At 62.7% G+C, this 25298-nt stretch carries 27 protein-coding genes; 1 reads left to right on the top strand and 26 read right to left on the bottom strand.

Going from position 1 to position 25298, the window contains the following annotated elements:
• Positions 1-12 precede the first annotated feature (12 nt).
• Entirely contained in the window at positions 13-330 is a 318-nt protein-coding gene (locus P3W85_RS30025) for a hypothetical protein (protein ID WP_276267451.1), read from the top strand.
• Here the strand turns inward: P3W85_RS30025 and P3W85_RS30020 are convergent.
• The 26 genes from P3W85_RS30020 to P3W85_RS29900 form a co-directional block, all read right to left on the bottom strand.
• The gene (locus P3W85_RS30020; protein ID WP_276267450.1) at positions 327-1085 is read right to left on the bottom strand and encodes a hypothetical protein; all 759 of its coding nucleotides are present in this window, start codon (positions 1083-1085) and stop codon (positions 327-329) included. The genes P3W85_RS30025 and P3W85_RS30020 overlap by 4 nt on opposite strands.
• Positions 1086-1087: 2 nt before the next feature.
• Positions 1088-3097: a hypothetical protein gene (locus P3W85_RS30015; RefSeq protein ID WP_276267449.1), complete on the bottom strand. Its 2010-nt coding sequence runs from the start codon at positions 3095-3097 to the stop codon at positions 1088-1090.
• A gap of 52 nt (positions 3098-3149) precedes the next feature.
• Positions 3150-6341 carry a phage tail protein gene (locus P3W85_RS30010; protein WP_276267448.1) on the bottom strand — a complete coding sequence of 1064 codons (3192 nt, stop codon included), beginning with the start codon at positions 6339-6341 and terminating at the stop codon, positions 3150-3152.
• Positions 6313-6729, bottom strand: a complete 417-nt coding sequence (locus P3W85_RS30005) for a peptidoglycan endopeptidase (protein ID WP_276267447.1) — start codon at positions 6727-6729, stop codon at positions 6313-6315. The genes P3W85_RS30010 and P3W85_RS30005 overlap by 29 nt, the downstream gene beginning before the upstream one ends.
• Before the next feature lie 52 nt (positions 6730-6781).
• Positions 6782-7315, bottom strand: coding sequence for a DUF1833 family protein (locus tag P3W85_RS30000; protein ID WP_276267446.1), 534 nt, complete (start codon positions 7313-7315; stop codon positions 6782-6784).
• Complete coding sequence (locus tag P3W85_RS29995) at positions 7312-7806, bottom strand: hypothetical protein (protein WP_276267445.1); 495 nt, start codon at positions 7804-7806, stop codon at positions 7312-7314. Before P3W85_RS29995 ends, P3W85_RS30000 begins: the two co-directional genes overlap by 4 nt.
• A gap of 5 nt (positions 7807-7811) precedes the next feature.
• Positions 7812-10793 (bottom strand): phage tail tape measure protein, encoded by a 2982-nt coding sequence (locus P3W85_RS29990; RefSeq protein WP_276267444.1) that lies wholly within the window; start codon positions 10791-10793, stop codon positions 7812-7814.
• Between the two features lies 1 nt (position 10794).
• Positions 10795-11034 (bottom strand): DUF1799 domain-containing protein, encoded by a 240-nt coding sequence (locus P3W85_RS29985; protein ID WP_276267474.1) that lies wholly within the window; start codon positions 11032-11034, stop codon positions 10795-10797.
• Between the two features lie 68 nt (positions 11035-11102).
• Positions 11103-11417, bottom strand: coding sequence for a phage tail assembly chaperone (locus P3W85_RS29980; protein ID WP_276267443.1), 315 nt, complete (start codon positions 11415-11417; stop codon positions 11103-11105).
• Between the two features lie 4 nt (positions 11418-11421).
• Entirely contained in the window at positions 11422-12072 is a 651-nt protein-coding gene (locus P3W85_RS29975) for a phage tail protein (RefSeq protein WP_276267442.1), read from the bottom strand.
• Between the two features lie 62 nt (positions 12073-12134).
• On the bottom strand, positions 12135-12488 hold the full coding sequence (locus P3W85_RS29970) for a DUF3168 domain-containing protein (RefSeq protein ID WP_276267441.1): 354 nt from the start codon (positions 12486-12488) through the stop codon (positions 12135-12137).
• On the bottom strand, positions 12485-12988 hold the full coding sequence (locus P3W85_RS29965) for an HK97 gp10 family phage protein (protein WP_276267440.1): 504 nt from the start codon (positions 12986-12988) through the stop codon (positions 12485-12487). The genes P3W85_RS29970 and P3W85_RS29965 overlap by 4 nt, the downstream gene beginning before the upstream one ends.
• Positions 12985-13311 (bottom strand): phage head closure protein, encoded by a 327-nt coding sequence (locus tag P3W85_RS29960; RefSeq protein WP_276267439.1) that lies wholly within the window; start codon positions 13309-13311, stop codon positions 12985-12987. The genes P3W85_RS29965 and P3W85_RS29960 overlap by 4 nt, the downstream gene beginning before the upstream one ends.
• A 12-nt stretch (positions 13312-13323) precedes the next feature.
• Positions 13324-13884, bottom strand: a complete 561-nt coding sequence (locus tag P3W85_RS29955) for a head-tail connector protein (RefSeq protein ID WP_276267438.1) — start codon at positions 13882-13884, stop codon at positions 13324-13326.
• A gap of 5 nt (positions 13885-13889) precedes the next feature.
• The gene (locus tag P3W85_RS29950) at positions 13890-14075 is read right to left on the bottom strand and encodes a hypothetical protein (protein WP_276267437.1); all 186 of its coding nucleotides are present in this window, start codon (positions 14073-14075) and stop codon (positions 13890-13892) included.
• Between the two features lie 59 nt (positions 14076-14134).
• Positions 14135-15436 (bottom strand): phage major capsid protein, encoded by a 1302-nt coding sequence (locus tag P3W85_RS29945; protein ID WP_276267436.1) that lies wholly within the window; start codon positions 15434-15436, stop codon positions 14135-14137.
• A 93-nt stretch (positions 15437-15529) separates the two neighbouring features.
• Positions 15530-16492: a S49 family peptidase gene (locus P3W85_RS29940; protein ID WP_276267435.1), complete on the bottom strand. Its 963-nt coding sequence runs from the start codon at positions 16490-16492 to the stop codon at positions 15530-15532.
• Positions 16489-17745: a phage portal protein gene (locus P3W85_RS29935; protein WP_276267434.1), complete on the bottom strand. Its 1257-nt coding sequence runs from the start codon at positions 17743-17745 to the stop codon at positions 16489-16491. Before P3W85_RS29935 ends, P3W85_RS29940 begins: the two co-directional genes overlap by 4 nt.
• 3 nt (positions 17746-17748) lie before the next feature.
• A complete protein-coding gene (locus tag P3W85_RS29930) occupies positions 17749-17934 on the bottom strand; it encodes a hypothetical protein (protein WP_276267433.1) in 186 nt (61 codons plus the stop codon).
• The gene (locus P3W85_RS29925) at positions 17931-19649 is read right to left on the bottom strand and encodes a terminase large subunit (protein ID WP_276267432.1); all 1719 of its coding nucleotides are present in this window, start codon (positions 19647-19649) and stop codon (positions 17931-17933) included. The genes P3W85_RS29930 and P3W85_RS29925 overlap by 4 nt, the downstream gene beginning before the upstream one ends.
• A 2-nt stretch (positions 19650-19651) precedes the next feature.
• Positions 19652-20128, bottom strand: coding sequence for a phage terminase small subunit P27 family (locus P3W85_RS29920; protein ID WP_276267431.1), 477 nt, complete (start codon positions 20126-20128; stop codon positions 19652-19654).
• 140 nt (positions 20129-20268) lie between these two features.
• A complete protein-coding gene (locus P3W85_RS29915) occupies positions 20269-20652 on the bottom strand; it encodes an HNH endonuclease (RefSeq protein ID WP_276267430.1) in 384 nt (127 codons plus the stop codon).
• Between the two features lie 1007 nt (positions 20653-21659).
• Positions 21660-21998: a hypothetical protein gene (locus P3W85_RS29910; RefSeq protein WP_276267429.1), complete on the bottom strand. Its 339-nt coding sequence runs from the start codon at positions 21996-21998 to the stop codon at positions 21660-21662.
• Positions 21995-22516, bottom strand: a complete 522-nt coding sequence (locus P3W85_RS45645; protein ID WP_430869650.1) for a Lar family restriction alleviation protein — start codon at positions 22514-22516, stop codon at positions 21995-21997. The genes P3W85_RS29910 and P3W85_RS45645 overlap by 4 nt, the downstream gene beginning before the upstream one ends.
• Entirely contained in the window at positions 22513-22686 is a 174-nt protein-coding gene (locus tag P3W85_RS29905; RefSeq protein WP_276267428.1) for a hypothetical protein, read from the bottom strand. The genes P3W85_RS45645 and P3W85_RS29905 overlap by 4 nt, the downstream gene beginning before the upstream one ends.
• Positions 22683-25136: a hypothetical protein gene (locus tag P3W85_RS29900; protein WP_276267427.1), complete on the bottom strand. Its 2454-nt coding sequence runs from the start codon at positions 25134-25136 to the stop codon at positions 22683-22685. The genes P3W85_RS29905 and P3W85_RS29900 overlap by 4 nt, the downstream gene beginning before the upstream one ends.
• Positions 25137-25298: the final 162 nt, after the last annotated feature.

Raw genomic sequence — 25298 nt, 5'->3', positions numbered from 1 at the left:
GTGACCCCGGAAATGAAAATGCCCGCTCGTGGCGGGCTGTACGTGACGATGCGCTTGACTATACTGAGTACCGCTTTTCCCAACTATCGAATACCCACCATGTGCAAGGTTCCTGACGGCTGGACGCTCGTCCCAATTGAGCCAACGAAAGAGATGATCGAGACGGGCTCTTACGCCGACTGGGTTGGCTGCATCGAGAGCAGAGAGGGGCTCTCAATATTGCCAAGTGCACCCGGAGATGCTGAGGACGAAGACATCACCGACCGCAAGCTGAAAGGCGGGATCTGGGCCGCAATGCTCTCGGCGGCACCCAAGCCGCCGAAGGATTAAACCAGCGCAATACCGCGCTTCGTCATCCGATCCTTGCTTCTGAGGTGCAGTACCTCCCCGTCGGCCAGCGTGTAGGCAATGCCGTCGACGGTACCTAACTCGGCGACATCCATGCCCCCGGGACCGCTACCGCCGTAGAAGGCGTTCCCGAGGGCAAGCTTGTTGGCAGACGACGCTGCGAACGGTGTGGACACCGTGAACTCATGGCCCGCCTGGCCGCCTACCAGCGTCCGAATGATCTTCGTCGGCCCTGTGAAGTCATAGCTCAGCATCAGGAACACGAAGCCTGTATTCCCGACCGTCATATTTGTGTTGACGCTATTGGAGACACCCCGATAGGTATGGAACAGCGAGCGCGGATAGACCGAGCCCGACATGAACGGAGCACCGCCCTTGTTGGTCACAGAATCCAGCGTGCCAAAGGGAATGCGGATGCCGCCACCGGCATAGGGATCGCGAATCACGGCCCAGATCGTTCGCGCCCCACCGACGGTCTCACCTAAGTCCGTCAGCAGCGCCTTCCCCATGGCGCCGTCGATCGTCAGGAAGTTGGATGAGTACGTCGGTGCAACCGATTGCGGCGTCAGATGCCGACCGTTGTTGCGACCAACCAGAACGTCGGGCGAAGCCGCATCGAAAATCCAGTGCTCGTAGGAGAGCACCTCGATCTCGGAGAAGAGGCGCAGATCCGAAGGTGAGATGACGGGCAACGTCGCATCATTGACTACAAAAGGCAGGATGGTCACGAGACTCATACTTATTCTCCTAGCGCCACAACGGGCATTTCGAACATGGGGCAAATGTTGTAAAGCGGGCAGCTGACACCCCCGATCGTTTCGATCCCCGGGGTACTGTCGCGCAAGTTTCCAGAGCCACCACCAATCGCCGTCAGCCCGGCTCCTTGGTAGTCCAGCCCATGACGCACTGTCGATGCCCCCGCAGGGGCCACAGCCAGCGTGATAACGAGTTCGTCCCCTTCGATGGCAATGCTCAGAATGGTCGCCGGGTTCGCGCCATCCAGGACCTTGAAGCCGCTGTCGGTGGTCAGTGCAAGGCTCTTTGTGTCCAGAACCAGGGGGAGGCAAGGCACGTCGAAGCGGACGCGGATCTCCGCCCCGCGCCGCGTCGCCGAGATGGGGTCCAACCACTTCGGCTTCTTCCCATCCCTAACAAGTTGCTTGTAGACGCGTCCCGCGAAGAAGCTGCTCCACTTCGAGCCGATGTTCGACATGTGGATGCCATCTCCCGCCACTGGGAACTGGTATTCGGGCGTAACGAAGACGAACTTGCTGTTCTTCTTAGCGAGATCGAGGTGCGCCAGGGCCTGAGCTGACCAGGTGCGCGCTCCATAGCAGATCTGATTCAGCAGCATAAACACCGGCCCTGTTTGCCCGGTGATCACCTTGATGTCCGCCTCGATGTCGGCCTGTAATTGCTCGACATCCGCCCGGTAGGCCGCATACGGTGTCTGCGCAGCCGAATCGTTGATGCCTAGGCGCAAATACACCGCGTGGACGGCGATGTCCGGGGCCTGTGCCTTTGCCTCCGTGACGTGTCGCAGCAGGATCGCGTACTGAGCGGTTCCCTTCTTCAACTGGCTGATCTTGTAGCCACCATGTCCTGCCGTGCTTGCGAGAATCACGTGATCTGCCGGCGCGTGGCCGTCCAGCGCTGCGAGTGTGGTGGCATAATTCGCCGCCCCTGCGCAACCTGCCTCACCGCGGTTCGTAAAGCCGTCAGGCGAAGGGGAAACCGCATCCTCGACAAGCGGCTTGAACGGTCCAAAATCCCAATCCACGCCACTCCATGCGCGCGGGCCGCCGCGAAAGGTGATGTTGTAATAGGGCTGCTGGAGCGAAATCGGCGGCGTGCTGGCGGCGCCCACCGACGTCGACTCACCGTAGAGCAGAAGCTGATTAACAGTCTTTGCCACCGGCTTGAGCGCTGCAGGCAAGTCCTCCAGCCTGGTTGGGCCCGCCGCCTCCGCCGAAACGGCAATGCCCGCGATGATCGGCTTCTTCTTCACCAGGTCGTAGCCACGCGTGACGCGGCCCATCTGGTCGATCTCAAAGGGGATGATCGGCCCCGTCCCGATCCACTCCGCTTGCCGGTACTTGCCGAGCGCAGATTCGATCCCGGCCGGCAGTTGGGATGCCGATAGGAGCCCGCGAGCAAAGTACTCACCTGTCAGCAGGTTGAATCCAAACATCGCGTGACCGAACTGGTCCGCATGGAAAGGGAGGATGTTGCCCTTTCCCGTGTAGTCCGCAGCTCCCGCTCGAGCAAAGTCCTTCCGGACGTTGTCCACCGCATCGGCAGACGGCCACCGCTTCTGCAGAACTGGAGCGCCGGCGACGTTCCGGTAGAGGAGCACGTATTCGGCGGAGACCCCTGACGGGATGCTGAAGTACTGGCCATCGGTCGTCTTGCTCAGCCCCTCCGCGATGCTGCCAACGAAGTTGACCAGCACTTGCGTGGAGTCGCGCGCGGCTTCAGTTGCAAGCCTGGCGGCGTCGCTGGCTGCCGCGCTGACCTCGGCTGCATCTGCTTTGCCTTCAGCTGCGACCGCAGCCGCTTCAGCTGCGGCACGATCCGCTTGCGCACTTGGCACCTCCGCGAGCACCCGCCGCACCGTCGGGATCGGGCCACCAGGCGCGTCCACCAAGCTGTCTGGGCCGGCCGCAGGACCGGTGATGATCTTCTCCCACCGATCGCCATTGGCAACGATCCGCTCTGCAGAGCCAGTGAATTCATTTGCTGTCGGCATTTCCTCTTCACCCAAAAGAATGGCCGCCCGCAGGCGGCCGTGACATCGTCAATCAGCTTCCCCCGGTCTCCTGCGCCGGGACATTAATCGTCGACACGGGGCTGATGTTTCCCCACACGTCGACCTGGAACAGCTTGTAGGTCTGCGTCCAATTGAGAGCGATGGTGGCAGGCGCTGTGCCGGACCAAACAACCTGCCCGTCCGTGCTCGCTATCCGCAACTCGGCGCGAACCAGGTCGGTATCGGTCGCGGGCGTGATCGCCAATTGCGGCGTCGGCGGCCAGCCCACCTCCGAATAGACATGACCGACCTCCGGCGGCGGCGGATTGGTCACTGGAAAGCTACTGTCAAGCGAGGCCTGATTGCTGCTGTTGACCGCCCTCGCGATGAAGGCGATTGCCGGCGAGACAGCATTCGCGTTGGTCGCGTCCTCGATGCTCCAGTCGAAGCTCCAGCCGCTCACCTGGAACTGGCGCCGCTTGACACCCCCGGTCCAGACCTCGATCTCGTGGTAGGCCACATAGGCCTGCTGCTCGATGTCGACCTGGACCACCCGCCCAACAAAAGGCGTCCGAAGCACCAGGGTTGGAGATCCCGGGACGTAGTTCATCTCGGTGATCGTACCGGTCCACACTGCCCACGGCCCGGGCGCGGCCGCACCGATGGCGCGCACGCGCACCAGCGCCGCACCCGGCGCCAGGGCAACAGTCAGCTGCGGACCCGCAGCATCCCCCAGATAGACCCAAGACGATCCGTTGTCCCGGCTGATCTGGAACTCGTAGCGGATCGCATTACGCGCCACCGCCGCGGTGATCGAGACCGTCCCGCTCCAGACAGTGCGAACCTGGACCGACCGGATCACTGATGCCGTGTTGTTGCCTGGCAGTAGCGACGGGCTTGGCGGCGGCGGGACATCCCCGCCAGCCTCGGCCGTGTGCACACTGTCGGCGACGTTGACGCACGTCACCTCAACTTCCAGATCGCTCTGTGGACGAACCGCTGTGACCAAACAATCCAAGGCCAATCGATCGACCGGCCCGAAGGCGTAGATCGTCGGCTCCTCCCTTGCCCCATCGGACACGTAGATGGCGCTGCGCTGCGCCTGCGACAGCCCTTGCAGCATCACGACACCTTCGCCGTCCCCAGGCGCAACGGAATGCGGCCCGTCCACGCTGCCGTCCCGCCGCCGCAGTGCGATCTGGTATGAGCTACCGCCCTCGAATGGCACCACCTCCGATAGCTGCAGTCGACCGGTACTTGGGTTGTACGCCGTCACCACACCGGAGTAACCCCAGGCCGGCACGTCATGCGTCAGGGCGACCAGGTCGCCGTACTGGGGAATATGGCCGTCCAGCTCGGTCGTGAAAGTGATGAAGCGGCGCCGATCCCGGTGGCTGGCGGCCATATACATGCCCTCCCGCCAGGCCTGATCCCGACTGGTGCAGCCAAAAAGTTGCACGCGTTCCGCCTTCCTCTTGGCACTACCTGGCAGGGCGCAATCCACCTCCGCTGGCTTCCATGTCGTGCCATCGACGTATTCAACGATCACGTAGTCAGGCGAATCAAAGTCGTGCAGGGCATACTCAGCCGACCAGCTCCCCTTCTTGATGTTCTGGGGCGAGAACATTGCCTTGCGCACCGTCTGCGGCTGATCGCGGATCACGTCGATGACGCCCGCGTAGTACATCGGGAGCGCCCTACCCGCCCGGGCGACGCTGGTCGCCGCATCCCAGACCGTGACGGAGCTGTCGAACACCCCGTTAAACTGGTCGCCCCGCGCGTCCCAAGTGCCCGCCAGCTGCAGGAGCCCTGCCAGGTTCAGGCGCACATCCGGCAGTCCCCGCCCGTAGCCAGTATTGCGGAAGATGTCCGCCAGCGCCCAGGCGGGGTTCCGCGTCGGCTGATCCATCCAGGCGCCACCATTCCAGACCGGCAGGATCCGCGTGGCAATGACACCCAGTTGGCGCGCCGTCTGCGAGTTCAGGTTGTTTGTGGCACGGATCCGCGTGGCAATCATGGTCACGTCGCCGTAGATGCGCCGACTCGGCTGGTAGCTGCGCAGCCCGGCCCAGACCAGGGTATTGCCGGTCCGGGCGTCCAGATCCTTCTCGTTCGTGCGACGCATCCGCACCTGGGCGCGGCCACCGGTCCCGAGCGACCACCGGTAAGATCGAACCTGCGGTGTATTCGTCGCCATCGTGATGGTGTCGCTTCCCATCTCCCACCAGTTGCCGAACGGCGAGCCGTCATCGCGGATCCACTGCGCCTCCGCAACGAAGCTCACTGTGCGCGCGTCCATCCCGCCGCTGTTGTTAGCGTAGAACAGGCCATTCGGCAGCGAAATATCGATGCCGATGTAGTTCAGCTGGGTGCCAGAAGCGTTGGCCACGAAAGGACCGACGTAGTCCGCCCCCGCCTCATTGGTCCCCTTGAGCTCCAACCCTGACACCGCCGTGGACGTTTCCACATTGTCCGGAAAGAGCGTCACTCCACCACCCGGCGGGATGATCTCGTACTGCACTTCATCGAACACCGAAATGTCCGACTCTCCGATCAGGATCTGCTCGATCGCACACTTGCCCTGCGTCACCACGAACAGTTGGTAGAGATACTGCTCGTTGCCGATGTACTCGGTGTAGGGTTGCGAGCCGAAGTCCGGCACTACCTTATGCCGGCCATATAGCACCGGAATCGCCGACAGCAGGCGCGCCGAGTTTCCCTGGGCGTTGATACCGTAGGTCGGGCTCGGCTGCGATCCCTGCTGCCCTAGCCCGAGGTCGGGCCGTGCCGCAGGCAAAATTGCGTTCACCAGCATACTGCCGGCAATCATCACCCCTGCTGACAGCAGCGCACCACCTGCCGTCACTGTGGTTATCGTACCGGTAGCCGTCGCGATCGTCTGAGTCAGGCCGGCAGCGTACGGCGCATAGATCGAGACGATGACCACCGCGATCATGGCCAGGATCTGAAGCGGATTCGATCCACCGCCTCCCTTCACTAAGGGCATGATGACCAGCATGTCGCCATCCTCGACGCAGCGCCGCCATTCGCGCTGAACCAGCGGCTCCCCATTCAGCACGACGATGAACGGGGCAGCTAGGCGGTACCTTCTGGCGCCCGCGCTTGTGACAAGCCCTCGACGGCGCAGCAGTGTCGCCACGCGCGTCCTGCGTCGAAGCGTAGCAATACGCCGCCCGAGCCGCGGGCGCATCGGGTCAGTGATCTGAATCAGAGTCGCTTGCATGGATCTCGTAGTATTGGACACGACCGTAGCCCGCCATGTTGAGACGATTGCCTGGGGTCCAAACGACCCCGACACCCTCCTGTGCGTGGAGGACACCACCGCTGTCGACATCCAACCAGGTGCCAACGTGCGGATGCATGCCGGCCCGCATCAGCGCAGGGGCCCCGTGCACCGGGCGCGCCATGGTCCGCCACTCACCAGAGGCGCGCCGACTCTCATAGGCCTCGAACGAGGCAACGGCATCCCCCATCTGCAGGTCCGGAAGCCGCCGGCCGAAGTGCACACCTTGAACGAAGAGCAATAGCCCCCAGCAGTCAAAGGCCTCCGGGCCGCGGCCGCCTGCCAGATAGGGCAGCCCGATATACCGATTGATGTCGGATGCGTTCATAGAAACGAAAAGGCCGGCATGTGCCGGCCGCGCCTGCCATTGATAAACGCTGTCACCTGGTCAATCCAGGGAAGCTCGTCGCGCTATAGGTCCGATTGGGGAAGGGCCAGTTGTGCACATCATTGAGAGTCGCCGTGCCCGTGATCACGAAGACATTGACGACGATATGGGTCAATACCATCGTGACCGGCGGGTCCATCTGTGGGCCCGACGTGTCCGAAACCAGGTATGGACGGTAGGTAACCTCGATGGGCGCGTGCTGCTGATACGCCGACTCGATGGCAGCCGTAATCTCCCGATCAACGTTGTCGACCTTGATTTGCAGCTGCGGCACCCTCCCCTCCTCGATGCCGGGCAGCGTGAAGTCGAAGGGACAGGCCAGAAATGTCACCAGCGCCCCCGGGTGCATCGGCGCCGATGGCTCCAAGCGCGCCTGGAAGTCGACGCGGTCGCGGCAAATGCGGATAGCAGTGGGTCCGTTGTCATCTACGAACGACGGATGACGAATCTCCAGCGTATCGACGATCACGTCATCCGCCGGCGCGGACGCGTAGGCCTCGGCCAGCGCCTGTTTGAGCGCCGTCATAGAGGACTCCCCGCCTCAACTGCAGGCAATGTGACATTGATGAAGCGGTCCAGAATTTCGTCAATCCATTGAATCTGATTCGCCCCATATAGCTGCATCAGTTCGTATGCCTCACCCGACAGGACCGGCATATCGATCGCCTCGACTTGCATCGACACCTCCGCGATACCTGGAGACGGCATTGACACCTGGTAGCCGTCAGAGACCGGACGCACACGCAGCAACTTCCAGCCAACGCCGCTGAGCGCCCGCACGTCGAACCATGCCGCACCATCAAGCAGTTCCTTGCGCCAGAAATACTCGAAGATGGCAAGCTGTGCATCCCGGAAAACCCACCGCAACGTGATGTGTGTCGGTACCCTGGTATATCTCCGCCGTACCCTGGCCGTACTGCTGTCCATTTCCGTACGCGCCGATGCAGCTTTCTGCTGGTAGCTATATCCGCTCTGTGTCGGCTGCGGGAGCGTTCTCGGCCAAACTGGTACTGCCATCGTTATCACCTCGTCCGACTAAGGAGGTAGCTACGCTCAAACGAGTTCGAGATCATGTTTCCCCCACTGGTGATGGAGGATGAAACTCTGCGATCTACGATTCGCTCCACAAAGGCCTGAATATCAACCTGAGACCCATTCCTCTGATGCTCCACCTGGCCAGCCTTACTTGAGTCCTCGACCAGCGTGACGTTGACCGTGACACCGCCTGCCGCGCCTTGTGGTACCGCCCCACTTCCATTCAGGGTGGGCCGGTAGACAGCAGCACCATCGACGTAGCCACCGGATGCGAACCGGGCAGCCGCGCCCCCAGCATTGATCGCCTCCAGCACGCCCCTGTGACGCGCCGTCGCCGCGGCCTTGACGACAAACTCGCCATTCGAGAGCATCGCCGGAATGCTGTCGCTGGTGCCCGTCCCGGGACCAGAGATCAAGCCCCCGGACGATTTGAGGAACACGCCTGTCAACGGCGAACCGCTCAGCTCGCCCGTTACGCCCTGAATCCCGCCATTCCACATTTCGGCGGACCCGAACATGCCACGGATCGCCGGACCAAGCATGCCCAGCACACCCGAACCCGCAGCCCTGACCTGCATCCGAACGGTGTCTGCGATGAAGCTCTCTGCCAGGCTATTGAAGCTCAGCTTTCCCGTGGTCACAAACCGAGTGATCGAGTCTTCCATCCCAGAAAACGACCGATTCGCAAGCTCCTCGGTCTGCTTGAAGACGTTGCCCGCCGAATCCCGATAGTTCTCCAGTGCACGCGAAGCGCCGAGTGCCCAGCTGGATTGCGCATCGCGCATCTGCTGGGTTGCTCCCTGCTCGGCCAGCACCCGCTCTGTCTGATACTTCCTCAGCGCGGCCAACTGGTCCTGATACTCATCCTCGCCAATCCTGTTCTCCCTGCGGGATCGGCTGAGATCATAGAATTTCTGGTCGAAGTCGCGGTTGGCCTGCTGGATCCTGTTCAACTCATCACGCGCCACATCGCCCAGGCCCATGCTGCCGATGTTCTGGCTGATCTCCTGGAGGCGCACCTTCAGCGAATTGTCCAGCGCGCCAATGTAGGCGTTGAGCGAATCGCTAGTTTTCTTGTCGTATGCCGCAACCGCATTGGCACCTTCCTTGCGAACATTGGCAATCTGTTCTTCGATTTCGCGCACCTTTGCGGCATAGCGCTCACGTTCCGCCAAGGACTTACGCCCGCCTGCAGTCTCTGCCTCCAACTCCGCGATCGCCTGCTGATCGATCAGCGCGTTTTCCTTGTTCTCGCTCGATTTCTGGATGAACTCACGTTCCGAGATGAGGCCTAGGTTCCGTTCGAACTCGAGATCAAGCTGCGTCTGCTTCTCGATCTGCTTGACCTGCCTTCCATATCCCTCCAAGGCGGCAATCTCCCCAGCGAGCGCATTCTGAACCGCTGCGGCGGCGGTATTGACGGCACCCTTATCCTTATAGTGCTCGTTGATGAACGCCAAGCGCTTCTGGAACTCCTCCTGGGCCATCCCCGTCGTCTTGGCGTCCCGCTTGAGCTGATCAATCTCGTCCTCGCGCTGCTTAGCGCGACCGCGCATACGCTTGTCCTGCTCGGCTAGACGGCTCTTGGCAGCGACCCCCTCGGCATTTTGCTTCGTCTGCTGCCCTTCAGCATCCGCCACCGAACGCTGCCCCTCCATCTCCGTTGCCTTCGCCTCCAGAAAACGCAGCTTGGCTTCCGCAGCGGCTCTCCGCTTATTGCCGTTGCCGACGGCCGCACCACCGGCAGTGGAATCCCAGCCGGGACCCGCATCGCCCATCTTCGCGATCTCGGCCTTCGCCGCCGCAATCTTCGCTTTGACATCATCAAGCGTCTCGGGACGCCCCCACCCGAGCATCTCATCCCAGGCTTTCTTCGCCGCCGTGGCAACGCTATTCCATCCCCGCTCAAGAAAACCGACTTTCTCGAGCACCTTATCTGCTCGCTCCTTCATCGCGACAGCGAGGGTCTGCTGTGCCAGGGCTGCAGCTTCTTCCTTGTGCCCTTCCTCCTCCAGCGCTCGAATCTGGTCGTAAACTGAAGCCGTCAGGTAGTGGTACTGCTCATTGAGCTTCGCCGAAGCCTTGGTCGGCTCCTCGCCCAGGGCAACAAACATCTTGATGGTCTCATCCACCGATGCGCTGGTCGCCTTGTTCATCGCCATGGCGGCCACGCCGATACCCTGGATCTGATCCCCCGCGATCTTTCCGGTGCCAGCCAGCTTGTTGAGCACCTCCGAGGCCTGCCCCTGCGTCCCGATCGTCTTGCTGATCTGCCCGGCCATTTCGGACAACTGCTCGGCCGTCTTGCCTACGTAGTTTCCCGTCAGGATCAGCGATTTGTTGAACTCGACCGCCTCCTGCGAGCCCTTGTAGATCGCAAGGCCAAAGACGCTGGCCGCCGCGGCGGCGGCCGTCAACGGGGTGACGAGACCGGCAACGTAGGAGCCCAGCCCACGAATCGCCGGGCCGACTCCACCGAACATATCCTTCAGCTGACCACCCTGCTGGGTCAGGATCAGCAAGGCATTCTGCCCGCCGGCGAGCTGCGTCACGATGTCGGTCATCTGCGCAGGCACCATCCGCATGGCAGCCGCCGTCTGCGCGGCAGACACGCCAACTCGGTTCAGGGACTGCTCGGCCTGCCGCATCCGCTCGAGCATAGGCTGCGCCGCATCCTTAACGCCCAGCTCCTCAGCGCGCAATGCAAGGTACTCGGACCTCGTCCGGCCAACCTGGTCGGACTCACGTTTAAGCGAAGCAAGGTACCGGCGCGACTGCGCTTCCATGCGCTGCGCCGCTTCGCCCGCTGCATCCCCCACGGAGCGAAAGCTACCGGACGTACGCTGACTGGATCGGGCCGCAGTCGTCTCCAGCGACTTAATGGAGCCTTCGGCCTTCGCAAGCCCGGCCTCCAACGAAGACGCATCGGCTTCGACCTCCAGTGTTGCCTTGCCGACCACCTGGGACATGTCACTCTCCGTAGATTTCCTTCAACGCCGCGTCCTCCAGAACGCGCAAATCCTCGAACACGTCCGGCCACTCGGCACGAGGCACTCTGGCCATCCGCAGGACGAATGGCAGCGGGGTGTAATCCAACCCCATCAGGCCGCCAGCCCCCGCACGCCACTGTTTCCCCATCGTGGCAAACACCTTCACCGCCATCACGACGTCGGGCCACAGCGCAACGTCCGGGGGTGCCACGTCTGCCAGGGTCAGGCAGAAGGCAGCAAGCTCTTCTGCCTTCGGCGGGGTCCAGTAGATAGCGCGGGCCGCGGCAATCAGTTTCCCAGGCGGGCCACCTGCAATTCGGCGAGATAGCCTTCGAAGATCGCCCGCGGCGCCGCTTGGTAGTTCTGGATTAGCCTATTCAGCGCCTCTTCGGAGAACTCCGCGTCAACATCCTCCCAGCCGGCAATGACCTCCAGCAGCAGCTTCGTGTCCGACGCATCGCTATCGGTGGCGCGCTGGAAATACTCTTTGGCCTCATCTCGCGTCTTGTGTTTGAAGACGAGGCGCAATTCTTGCTCTTTGCCACCCGCCGCAGGGATCTTCACGGTACCGACAAACGTCGGATCAGGATTGATCTGGAACATGGGATCACGCACTGTAGCGAGTGGGTTGACCGAGCATCGACAGCGTGAGCTGCCGCGCCATTGCCTGATTCTTGGTGATGGTCGGCATGGTCGAGAGGGACACGTACGCGACGTAGTAGATCACCCCGCCACTGGGCAATTGAAAGCGGATCGCCCTTGGCAGACGATCCTCATCAGCCTGGCGCAGGATCGAGAAATGCGGTAGCGAATCGTCATCCGACAGCGACAAGCCGATAGAGCGAGCGCTGCGAGTCGTCGGGACCTGCTTCTCATCGCCGGTATCTTCCAGAAAGCCGTAGTTGTAGAACTGCTGGTCACCGCCCGACATGGACGCTTCCAGCACCCTGGTGATCGGTTGCCAGGTAGTGACGGGCCGAACCGATCCGATGCCAGCACCGGCAGGGTATCGCGTGGCATCGGTCGTATCGAGCCCCTCGAGCGCGAAGCTGCCCACATCCACCGCATCGACGCGTGCAACGCGCCCATCCAGGCCAGGCCATCCCGACATGACCTCAACGATCGCACCGTCGAGAAGACCATGCGCGTCGGCAGTCGCTACCGGCGGCTTCGCATTGGACAGCGCGCTGATCTGCTTCGGCGCGCCGTAGGCCGATGCAATGGAGAAGATTGCCCCGTTCGGCAAACGTACAGTCATGATGAACTCCAAATGGAGAAGGCCCGCTAAGGCGGGCCTTCGGTTGATTGCCCAAACGGGCGCTAATCAGTAAACCAGATGCTGAAATCCTGGGTGGCGCCGAACAGATCCAAGTCGGACTGGCGCAACCCAAGCGCGCCGCCCAACGTGTGCGCTAGCAGCTTTGGATCGAGCCGCAACGTATCTTCGATCTGCCGTATCAATCGCGACGCCTCAGGGCGCGACGTTGCCCAGACGACAAACTGAAACCGGCCATTCCGCTTATCTGGAATGCCCTCCAGGAAGTTCAGCGGCTCCCCACCCGCCTGGTGGTACGTCACGTAGGGGGCCTCCGTCCCAAATGGGGCCTCGTCCGGGAAAACACGCCCATCCACGAGCCCGGCAAGGGCATTGACGATGTCGGACTCGACGGTCATTCCCCGCCCCCGTTGTGCCCGGCCAGTACTTCGGCGGTCCGCTCCGCGGCGCGCTTCTGCATCGCGGCCACGGCGATCTGGGCCTGATCATAGGACCGCCGAATAAAAGCAGCCCCTGGCACCCAAACCGGCTTCTCTAGCCGCTCACTCGTCGCCATCCAGCGGCCGTTCACCTGAATCAGCTTGTTCACGCGCCAGTGGCCATACTCAATGAGGTACCCATGCGGCGCCTTCCGCGCGTTCCAGCTGATCTCGTACACCTTCACGAGCTCGCTGGACTTGTCCTCAGAGAACACATGGTAGATGGCATCGCGCAGTTGCCCCGGCTTGATACCAGTACGAGCCGTCCCTGAGTAGACCGGGACCAAGCGCCGCGCCTCCTCGTAGAATACGAGTGCCCCGGCACGGGCTGCGGGGCGCACCACATGCTCCTTCATGTCGGATTCGAGTTGCCTCAACCCCTCCAGCAGATCGCCGGAAAAGCTCATCTCGACTTTCATCGCAATGCCCCCGTCTCACAGACAAGATCGACGTGTCTCCGGCGCACCTCGTCCGACACGACCGCCTTGATGGCATAGATGGTGCTGCCATGCCGGATCCGCATACCGGCGTCGATACCCGTCAGGTACCGAATCCGGATGCTGGCACGCACAACCGAAATCGGCGTGTCCGATTTGATCGTCTCGAGCCCTGACTTCTTCTGGATGTTGGCCCAGACCTTAGCCACCCTCACCCAGCCTCCAGGATCTGCGCCGCCGGCCAAGTCACGATCACCCGTACGGCGCTCGATGGTGATAAGGCGATTGAGTTTGCCAGCCTCCATGGCGCCTCCTGCTCAGAATCGCGGCAGCACGGTAATCGGCGCCAGAAGCCCGTCCGCATAACCCTGCGGCATCTCGACAATGCTCTGCGTGCCGTACAGCTCACGGTGCTCGAACATCCAGGCCGCCGCCAAAAGCAGCCACTGCCGGACAGAAGGATGCTTCTCCAGGTCTGTCCCAGCCTTATAGGTGATCAAAACGGCGACCGCATGCGGCCATGAGAACCCAGGCGCCGGTGCCAGTCGGGACTCACGCCCCTCGTCCAGCAACTCATACGCATTGGTGGACAGCGTGACGAAATCCCCCTCCGACGCGCGCCACTGAACGCTCTCAATTTCCGTCACCTGCCCGATCGAGAGCGGAAAGTCCGTCGGCGGGAAGCCCGGCAGGCGCTCCCGATAGCGGCCAGGTCGGATCGCCGCCCCGGATCGAGTCTCGGCTGTTTGGCGCGCGGCCGGGATCACCACGCCCGTGATATGCGCCTGCTCTTCGTCGCCGTCCACTCGGGACTGGCCCTCGAAGTCGGCAAAGCTGATGGGCTCATCCGCCAGGTAATCGATCAGTACCGCCGGCATGACCGTTACTTTTTGGTACCTGCGGGCTTCGTCGGTTCCGCCTTGCTGGGGTCACCCTCGGCCTTGGCGTCGTCCGTATGCTCTGCCGCGACGCCGGCATCGATCAGTCGCTGCGCCTCGTCGTCGGCAAAGCCGGCAACGTCGCCGGGGGTGTACATGCGGTGATGGCGCTTGAATTTCAGGATCTTCATGGCAAACCTCGTGGAGTGAACCAGGCCGCAGCGCGGCGGCCCAGGTGAGATACACGCGCTTAGGCGCCCCAGGTAACGGCGGTCAGGATGGCGATCGACTCGACGTGGCGCGGGCCGAAGTCGTTCTTCGCGATCACGCGGATCAGGGTCTGATCGCGCTGGAACGCGCTCACCACGTTGCCGCCGGTGTCCTTGTAGGTGGCCTCCTTGCTGTAGTCGATCTCCAGCGTCTCGGACTCGCCGATGAACGTGTCACCGAAGTCGGTGAAGTAGATCTCCGATTCCTTGCCGCCGGCGCCGAGATTCGTGGGAACCTGCGTGGTCTTGCCCACCGGGTACCCCTTGAGCATGTTCTGGGCCAGTTCCGGATAGACCTTGTTGCCGTTGCCGTCGCGCAGGCCCTCCAGGAAACGGAAGACGCGTGGCGCCATAATCCAGCCCGGCTCGATCAAGTTGGAGTCGGCGTTCTCCAGCGCCAGGATCGCCTTGTTCAGGTCGTCCTCCACCTTCTGCAGGGTGGCGCCGTCGCTGGCCGGGATCAGGTTGCCCGGCAGCGCCCAGAAGCGCAGGCCCTTCGGGGTGTTTGCGGTACCGTCGTCCCGAATGAAGGCCTTGTCCTCGCGCGCACCGATGGCGCTGGTCAAGTCGGAGACCACGATCTGGTCGACGTTGGGATTGACCCCGGAGTACTTGAGCAGGTCGTTTGCGATCGGCACCAGGGCCGCGAGCTTCTTCGCGGTCAGCTGCAGATCATCGAATTGCTGTTGGGTCGCCGGGATGTCCGTGTCGGCCCCGATGTAGCCGACCACAGCACCGCCCCTCAGGCGGGGAATGGCCAGGTTACCGTTGCCCAGCGGCAGGCTGCGTGCACCAAGCCGGCGTACCACCGACTTGGGGCGCAGCAGCTCGATCACTTCGCTCGACAGGTTCTCCGGTACCAGCACGCCGCCGGCGCCCGGAGTCAGCGTATTCAGGGACATGGCCACGTCCTCGCCAAAGCCGCGCTCGATAGCCATCTTGGCGGCAAGCTGGGCATCACCGCGCGCGGCGGCCAGCGCGCGCACCATGCGCGCCACCTTGGCACCCTTGACTTCCGGGGTGCGCGGCTGGACCGGTACCGTGGCGCTGGTGGTGACCGTCGCCGGGTTGGGGTCGATCACGACTGCAGCGGAAGTCGCCATGCGCTCGGCCGCCTCGGCCCGCTCGATCTGGGCAGTGAGTTCGTTGAATCTTGCGCTCAGCTCGGAGAACTCGGCCTGTTGGGCGGCATCCAGGGCCGCGCCGTCGGCCTCCAGTTTGGCTAGCGCTTGGACCTGCTGGTTGACTTTGGCGCGTTCGCTACGAAGTTCATTGATGTTCACTTCTCATCTCCATAAAAAATGCCGCCCGGAGGCGGCGGTGCTCGACTGAGGCGCGAACGCGCTCAAGTACGAATGAGTCTCAGAAAAATCCTGTCAGAGCGCGGCGCGCATGTTCATTGCGGCGGCCTGGGCGGCGACGCTGCGCCGTGGGCCACTCTTCTGCCGCTCGGCGCGCGCGGCGTGAATCTCCGCAGCAATCCGGTTCACGGCAGCCTGGGGCGCCTCAAGGCGGTCCGCCAGGCCTGCATCAATGCCCTGCTGGCCGAAGAAGAGGCCAGCTTGCGTGTCACGCACCACCTGGGTCGTGACGCCGCGATAGCGCGCAATTGCGTCGACGAACTGGGTATAGTTGTTCTGCACCATCTCGGTCAGGAACTGGAGGGACTGCTCGCTGATTGGCTCGTGCGGCGTCAAATCGTTCTTGTGATCGCCGGCAAAGACCGAGGTCACCTTGACGCCTTGCTGCGCATCACGCTGGGAGACATCCAGGTGCTTGGCAATCACGCCTATGGAGCCGACACCGGACGTCCGGCTCACGATCACCTCGGAGGCCGCCGCCGCGATCAGGTAACCACCGGAGAACGCCGAGTAGTTCACGATAGCCGTGATCGGCTTTGCCTGTGCCGCGGCGTGAATGTCGTCCGCCAGCTCGAATGCGCCCGTTGCGCTGCCGCCATTGGTATCGATGTCCAGCACGATGTGCTCCACCGCAGGATCTGCCACGGCGCCGTGCACGGCGGTGCGCAGGCTTTCGTAGCTGGTCATGGTCTCGCACGGGTTCACGTGGGCCGATCGCGACACGAGGATGCCGGACACCGGAATGATGTCTAAGCCTGTCTCGGCAATCACGGAACGGCGCCGGTCTGCCGCGGAAGCCATCTGGGGCCCCGGCCCATCGTCCTCCATCAGCTGGGGCTGCACGCCGTGCACCGATAGGTTCACGATATTGAGGTTCAGCGACTGGTTCGCCCACTGGACGGCCAGCGCCATCAACTGATCGGTCACCAGGTGCGGCTGATTGAAGATCATGCCCGCGAGGCGGAGATGCGATTTCACGATAGGATCCTTTCAATTTCCTTGACTTCGGCTCGGGTAGGCTCGCTCTTGCCCGGCGGAAGCGGAATTGGCTTCGTCGCGTCGACCATATTTAGCGGGCTCAGGTAAATGTCGCCCCCCTCGATCGGCGGCAAATTCTCCAGTCGGCGGATGTCATTGACCGACAGCCATCCCCACTGCCGCGCCACCGAGTACGCGGCGTAGCGTGACGCCTGGTCGCCGCGCAGCAGGCCGCTGACGTTGTACTCGATGAAGTACTCCCGCCGCTCGGACGGCAACAGCAGGTCGCGGCTTTTGGCCTGCTCGTGACGCTTGATCCAGGGGAGCAGCGTGTAGATGACGAACTGGATCTGCTGATGCTCGATGTTGCTGAACGTCGCGCGCTCCAGCTCGTTGACCATATGCGCCGGGATTTTGTAGATCCGGGCGATGTCAATTGCCGACAGGCGCAGCGCATCAATCAGCGCTGCGTCGACGTTGGTCATCGACAAGGGCCTGAAGGTCATGCCCTCCTGCAGCAAGGCGACCTTCTTGGCATTGGATGCGCCACCATACTTCTCGGCCCAGTCGCCCGTGATCTTGTCGATACTGGACTGGTCCTTGATGGCGGGCGAGTCCTTTGGACGCTCGATCACGCCCGACAGCGCGGTGCCGTTGAGAAATGACTTGCCGGCGTACTGCTGAATCGCCTGTGCATACCCGATCGCGTTTGCATGCAGCAGGATCGGCGAGAGACCGGTATAGCCATTGAGGGACATCCAGCGCACGTGATGCACCAAACGCTGTGGCATTGGCTCTGCACCATACATCCGATAAACAGGCTTCAGGTCGCTGCCCCTCAAGACCGTCATGGCCTCGCCGTTCAGCGGATAGAGCCCCTGCACGACCCCGTCAGCATCACGGTCGATGAAGCTGTAGCTATTCCCCCGCAGCCCGGCCGAGATCTGCGTCATCTCCTGGTACTCGAACGGCGTCTGCCATGGGTTCGGCTGATACTTCAGCACCGCGTACAGCGGATGGTCGACCGCCGGAACGCGGTCGCCGCCGGCGCGCCGATACAGCTCGAGCGGCAGTTGCGCAATGCTCTCCGCAAGCAGCGAGACGCAGTTCTGCAGGACCGTGAGCGAGAGCGCCGAAGCCGGCGTCACCACTGGACCGGCATCCGATCTCGTGCTGCCCAGCAGCGCAGAGACCCAGCCGGATACGCCGCCGCCCTGCGCCGGCCCGGACAGGAGTTGCTTACTGAAAAACATGGACTATTCCTTTTGCGGCGCCGGCGGCGATGCCCGTGCGCTGGCGCGATCCGCCAGGTAGGCCCAGGCAAGCATCAGAGCGCCGGCCGTGATCAGACCAGCGGGCGCGCTGATCAGCGCGACGCCGGCAATCAGCAGCCCAAACCCGAGCAGCCCGATCACCCATGCGAGCAGTCCGATGACGTTCAAATTCCCACCCCTTGGTCGTAGATCGATTCCGAATTCGTCACATCCAGCAGCATCGTGCGTCCCACGGCCATGATCAGCGCCACAGCGCCGTCGATCTTGTTGTCATTCCCCTGCTTGATCGGACGCACAACATCATCATTGCCTGGCAGGTTCTTCCCCACCACGTTGCTGATACACCAGGTCATGATGGGATTGCCATCATGGTGAAAGCGCCCCGCGGCCACCGCCGCCTCCAACTCCTTCATCGGGTCGCTGAGGTTGGTGAAGTTCTGCGTGATCACCACCGGCGACAGTCCTTCGTCGTCCAGCTCATGCGACAGTCCGGTCGCACCGAACGGGTCAATCGGAGAACTCTCCACCGGGCTGAGTCGACTCGCTTCTACCGCCTCGGCCAGGATCTCGCGGTAGTCGACCTCCGCACCGTCCGTCTCGACCAAGTGACCCGAGTTCACCCATGCCTGGTAGCGCTCGGCGATCCGGCGGTTCTCCATGTCCCGCACGGTGTCTTCCGGCACCCAGAACCGCGGTGCCACACAGTAGTAGTGCCGCTTGCCCTCGATGTAGCGCCGGAACAGGCGCGCCATGCTGTTCATGTCCAGCTTGCGCGCCAGGTCAAACCCGAGCACACAGGATTGCCCCTCGAAGGCCTCCAGCGTCAGCGAGGTGTCCTCGCACGACCTCCACGACTCGAGGTTGAAATAGCCCGCCTTCGCCGAAGTCCAAATATTCAGGTGCTTCGTCTTGAAGGCATTGGTAAAGCGCGCAACCCGGATGGCGCGCTGCTGCTGGCTCTCCAGGTATTCCTGGAACACCGAGACAGACATATTCGGGTTGGCTTTGGCCAACACCTTCGGGTCGGTCCAGTCGTCCCCTTCGTCGATCGTCCAGATCCAGCCGAACAGCTCATCGTTCGGTACCATGCCCTCAAGCATGTCGACGACTTCGCGCCGCTTGTCGTAGCAGGGCCCCTCGATGTTCGCGCCGGCCGTGGTGATGATGAACATCAGCGGCTGGCGGCGCGCGCCCATGCCGGTCAGCATGGTTTCGTAGAGCGAGGCGCTGTCGTGCTCGTGGTACTCGTCCACGATCGAGCACGAGGGCGAGGCACCGTCACCAGGGTTGCCGATGATCGGCTCGAAGCGACTACCGTCCTCGGGACGGCTCAGGTTCTGTGCGTTGACCTCGATACCCAGGTGCTCGACCAGCATCGGCGAGCGCTTGACCATCAACCGGGCAGGTCTGAACACTTCCCACGCTTGCTTCTCGGTCGTCGCCCCCGAATAGACCTCGGCGCCAAACTCATCGTCGGCAACGAACATGCCGATGCCCACGCCCGCCGCAATCACCGATTTCCCGTTCTTCCGGGGCACCTCCCAGTACGACTCGCGGAACCGCCGGAGCCCGGTCTTCTTGTGAACCCAGCCAAAGGTGCAGGCCAGGCCGAACTTCTGCCATGGCTCCAGCGTGACGAGCTGGCGTTTGAATGCCCACTCGCCCTTCGTGTGCGGCATCAGCTCGATCAGCTTGAGCTTCTTCTCCGCCTTGGCCGGATCGAACTTGTAGCGGTACTTGGCCGACTTGCTCGCCGCCAGGTCATCCAGGTGGCGCTGGCAGGCCAGCCGAACAAAACGGCACGCCGGCACCTTGCCGCGCACGACATCGCGGGCGAACTGGTTCGCCTGGGCCACCCCAGGGTAACTCCCCCTTGCCGCCATGATCAGCCCAGCAGGGCTGCGAACGGATTACCCTCGCCCTTCTTCTTCGGCCCAAGCAGGCGCTGACGACTGGACGGATCCAGCCCGAGCAGCGCACCGTAAGTGACCATCTGCTTGACCGCCTCGTTCTTCGCGGTCAACGCCGGGTTCTTTATCGGTCCACCCTGCGCACCAGCCACGACCTGTCCGTTGCGCGCGACGTCTTCCTCCGCCTTGCGGAACTGGCCGTAGGCTGCACAGTAAACCTCCAGGTTCTGGATGTCGGTCGCTTGCAGGATGTGCTGCTTGCAGAGCAGCGGCGCCAGGTGTTCCCACAGGTCGCGCGCGTGCCCTTCCAACCAATCCGGCGCGAAAATGGTCGTGACCAGCCCGAAATCCGGCTCGCTTCTGTTCAGCGCCCGCTTGCCGGGATTGCCCGCCAAAGCCTTGCGGGCTGTGGGTTTCGGCTTCCGGCCGGAGCGCCCTGCAACCCCTGCCATCGGTCAACTCCTCGATTTCATATTTCGCGGGTACAGAAATTTGACGGAACGGGCCGTCAGGCATGTCGTTCGCCCCAGGGATTTCCCTCCCCCTCCCCCAGCAAATGGGAATCGATCGCATTTACAATGTGCCACACGAATCACCCGCGCCGCCCTACCTGACCGCGCCGCCCCTCACGTCCGGTCTTCGCCTTGTGGCAGTCGGCATTGATCGCTCGGAGGTTCTCCGGGTCATCGGTTCCGCCTTCCGCCTTGGGGACACGGTGGTCAACCTCCGTCGCGATACGAACGCGGCCAAGCGCCTTGCATTCTTCGCACTGGCAAATGCCGCAGTCCCTGGCAAGGATGAACTCGCGCAGCCTCTGCCATCGATAGCCATAGCCGCGAGCAGTCGTGCTTCCCTTCCGTGCCTCGCCCTTCGACCAGTTCGATGACTCGGCCTTGTGCGCCTCGCAGTAGCCGCCGCCGCGCACGAGCGCTTTGCAGCCGCGGTGGCGACATGGACGGAGGGACGCGGGTGGCATCTCTCACCACCAACGGACCGCATAGATCACCGCAGCCAAGCCCGCCAGCGCACCGCCGATGGCGGCCACGACGTATGAGAGCCCAACGCGCGCGGCAAGACGCTCGGCTCCCTTCGCATTCAGTTGACCTATAACATTCATCTTCGTAAATCCGGCGGGGCTTTCGCTTTGGTGGTATTACCGATTCAAGTCAGCGGTAAGGGCCGCCACCGAGCAAATTCCCACCGCAGCCTTCAGCCGTCGTTGTTCGGCCAGCACGCCCGCACCATGACGCCCCACCACAGGAAGAAAATCACAGGCAGGAACATGCTGACCTCCGAATGAAAGAGCCCCGCCGGCATGACACGGGCGGGGCAAATCGGGCGAGATGCCCGAGGAGACACGGTTGAGACGGCGGGTTGCGTGGCGGCCGGCTGAGAATCGAAGTGCCAATGCAAAAAGCCCGCGCGGAACGAACCGAGCGGGCTTTTTCAGGGCGCAACTCTGCCCTCTGCGGAGAATATTAAAACAAAATCGCGGGGGTCGCAACTACCATTCAACGCCTCTGCGGCGCAACCTGGGCGCAATTGCGTCTTTGGCCTCCTTATATACCTCTGGTTGCCGGTCGCCAGCCCGGGGGTTACGGTACACGGTCGGCCCAAGCCGGTTCCGCTGCTCGGTGAGAATGGCCAGCCTATAATCCCCGCATAGATCGTCAATGCACGCGGACACGAGGGGCATGACGTAAGCCTCTATCCGCCTATTGATTACATCGTCAGCGTGATCCCACTGGTCCGAGCTAACCGCCGATGAGTTCGACGCGGCCTCCCTTCCGTAGCCAACCACAGGCGAATAGCCGTGTTCCCGGCAATACCAGTCGTATAGCAGGTCGTCAAGGGGATCGTAGTCGTAGGACGCCAGGGCAGACCGCCGAGGCGCCGGTGGGATTGCGGTGTACACCATCAGTCGAATTTCCTCTTTCATGCCTACCAACGGATCCATGCATTGAAGTGGGAGCGCTCCAGCACCTACGCCACCGCCATGAAGTCTTTCGCGACAGCACGCACGATTGCCCGACGGCATGCCGCGCGGCGGCTCGGATTGTTCGAAATCATCTCAACCGCTCCGCCGGCCGCAATGATGGCGGTGGTGCCCGGGATCGGCGGCACATCGCAATCCACCATCAGCCGGAACGTCTCAGCATCGTCGCTCAGCGGGTCGAACTGGCGCCATTGGCCGCCCGGCTCACGGACCTGCACCACCTCGAGATCCCGGGCACGGTACCGCTGGACCTCAAACCCAGCGGCGCGCGCTGCGCGCTCCGTCAGGTTAAGGTCCTCGGTGGAAAGGATGCGGGGGCCTGTCATATCTTCGCTCCCCTGGGCGCTGCGGGAGCGGCGGCGAGCATGGCGCGATAGACGGACGCCGCCTCCTCGCAATCCTCCACTGCGTTGCGCTCCCGCTTTTTCGTAGCCCACGCTTCTTGTCCAAAAACCAGCATGTCCTCTGTCGGGTGGACCGGAACGAGCCACCACCCTTCCGGCAGAGGGCGCGCAGGAGCGGCGGCCCCAAGCACTCCGACGCGCACTGTGCCGGCCATCTCGGGAGCGGCGACGATCCAATTACCACACCCCGCCCGCACTCTCGGCACATCTCCGCCACACACGCAAGCATCACCGGCAGCGCAATGCCCCGCTGCGGGCGCTCGGCGGTTCCACTTCTCGCGGAGCGTGGGCCGACAGTCATCCATGAGCGACGCCATACAGTCTGTCGAAAGCCCGCAACTGCCGCACACGATCCAGTTCCAACCGTCATCGTCATGATCGAATGAGGCGGTCCCGCCGCAGCAAGGGCACGGGGCCAGCCGCTCTGCGCTCTCAGTCATGGCTTCTCCCTTACCCACTTCGGTACGCATGCGAGGTTCGTCTTGCTCGCGTTGATCACCTTAGCGGCCTGTTCGCAGGCCTCCTTGTTGGCGTATTCACCAAGAAATGCAGGGGTATATCCAACACCGGCCCAGGTGTAGAGCAGGATGTAGGCGATCGTTACGCTCACTTCCCCTCTCCTTTGGCGATTGCGGCGTCAGAGCAATAGCAGCCATAGCCTTCGTTATCCGGGCAGCTATCCGGTGTGCCGCTGCATGAGCGGGGCTTGTCCTCGCTGGGCTGCTCTGCGGCATTGATCGGCCAACCTGCTGCGTGATACAGGGTGACTACGCTTGGGCACCCAGCGAATTGCTTACCGACCTCCACCCAGCCTCTGCCTTCAACGAATTGGAACAGCCCGGCCGCGATGTCGCCACCGTGAAGCACCTTGACGCTCTGCGCCTGCTGCCCGCGCCATTTCTCCGCATCGAAGATAAACCCACGCACTCGCCGTATCGCTTCATACGGGCCGCGCACGAAGAGTTTCCCCCTGCCGTCGCCTACCCCAATAACGGCTTCATCCTGCTCCGCCTTGGCACTCGGCTGCGTTGCGGCAGGCGATGTAGCAACTCGCTTATCCCACGTCGAATCCAGTCGATCCCAACGGTATTTGCTGAATCCAAGCCAAGTCTTCGAGCCATTACGCAGGCGCGCGATGTACGCCATGTCGTCGGCATCAACTGCTTCATCCGTCAGCGCGGCAGGCGATCCGCTCCGGATGGCTTGCACGGTGGCCAGCGAGCGCCTATCGTGAAGTTCCGCGCCCATAGCATGGAGACCTCCATGTGGATCTGCATTCGCTGCCGAGCTGAGATTGCCTTCGGCGCCGTTGTGCCCGGCATTGACAGCTTCGGCATTTACTTCGTTTGCCCCTTCTGCGGCAGGCGGAACAAGCTTATCAACGTCAGCAGGCGTGACAAGAACGGGCGACGGCGCGGCGCCCTCTGGCTTCAGCAAACCGGGGATTAATGCCGTGCGCTCGGCAGGCGATGCGCTCGGCGCAGGGGCGGCGAGGATAGCGCGGATCTCGCGGATTACGTCCTCAACCCCATCCTGAACGGATAGACCGATCAGTAGCTCGAGCCAGCGATCAAGCGTTGTGCGTGGCACGGTCTCGCCCGCGGAGCGAAGCTCGTCGATCGCGTCAAGAATTGGCTCGGCGCCGCCGTCGTTCGGATCGAGCCCGAGCTTTTCATTGATAAGGCCGAGATCTGAGCAAGCTGCGCCAAACATGCGGCGATACTGGGACTTCGTGGTGGGGTCATCGTCGGCCGGCGCCGCCTGTTGCGCGCTGGCGCTCGGTTGCGTGGCGGCCAGTGCATCCAGATCGGTCTGCGACGAATACGACCAACCAAGCATCAGCATCGCCTGATTGAAGGCCGGCGCAACTTCGGCAGGGATGCCGTCTTCCTGCCGCGCCCACCAGCGCATGCCGTGCACTAGGTGCGCCAGTGCTTCACGCACCCCCTCACCCTTGCTACCCGCATTGATCGCGGCAAGCTGGTCCTGTGTGGCATTGGACAGTGTCACGGCGCCATCAGCCCGGCGCGTCTCTGCCTCCAGCATCTGGCGCAGTCCGGCCACCACTCGGTGCAGGCGCAAGATTTCGGCGGGAGCGGACTGAGCAAGGGGGCTATCGTCCTTGCCCTTCGTCTTGACGGATGCGACGCCATTGGTGGGCACGTCAGCAGGGCGCCAGATGTGCCCACAGCCGTGGCACAGGTGGGAGCGGTGTGGCGGATTGGTCCAGATAGTTAGAGGTTTGCCCAGATCAGCCGCATAGTACCGTTGCTGCGTTTCTTCGGGCGCGTCGATGTGCTGCACGCCGCAGCACGGGCAGTGCAACACCATGTCAATCGGATTCGCCCGGCAGGCAGGTATTGGGGGAGCGGCGCTCGGCTGCGGGATGGGGGCAAGAGCACACTCGCACTCGCGCCCGGAATCAAGGCAATCCGTGCAGTCGATGGTCGGATCCCGGTGGCCGTCCTGCACCGCCTCGATGGGCGTACCGACGGCACGCAGGTAGGCATCCACTCGCTCCAGATCGGCCTGCGGCAGCCTCAGAATCCCGGCACTGTGCTTCCCCTTGATAATGCGCAGGAGAGCGTCCGCCTGGAGGAATTGTTCGAGCACAACCTGAAGCTGCGCCTTGTCGCGCTCGGCCTCACCGATTTGACGCAATACGTCTTGATATGCATCGAACTCGCTGATTGGCTGTAGGCGATAGCCGGCAGGCACACCGGCTTGCTCCCCCTGGGAGTGGTCGCCAGCGTGGCCGATAAATGCCAGCAGATGCTGCGCGCAGCCGCGAATCGTCGATTCCCATGGGTCGAGGTCCCGCAGGCCGGAGTAACCATTCGATGAGAGGGTCAGAACATCCTGACCCTCAGCAGCGACCGTAACGGACCAGTTCCGGGTCATCTCGCAGCCATCTGGAATGTCGGGAACTGGCATCCGGGAATGGTTGGTGTCCGGTTTCGGGGTGGCGGTCAGGGGCGCTTTTTGGCACAGGCCAGATACAAGTGGCCACGGGCAGCGCGACAACGCGTGGTCCATGCCACCGCAGTTTGTGCAAGTCATCGCTGGCTCCTGAGTTTGGCTGCCTTGCGCTCGCGCTTGGCTTCCGCCGCGGCGATGCGCTCCCTGTCCTTTCCGTCTGTCCACCGTGAGCGCGGCGACCGGTACTGGAGGCTCGGCATCCTCAAACCCGGCATGCCCATGGATGCGGCCAAACCCAGACAG

Source organism: Cupriavidus basilensis (assembly GCF_029335485.1).
Lineage (GTDB): Bacteria > Pseudomonadota > Gammaproteobacteria > Burkholderiales > Burkholderiaceae > Cupriavidus > Cupriavidus basilensis_E.
This window is presented reverse-complemented; position numbering and strand designations above follow the sequence as displayed.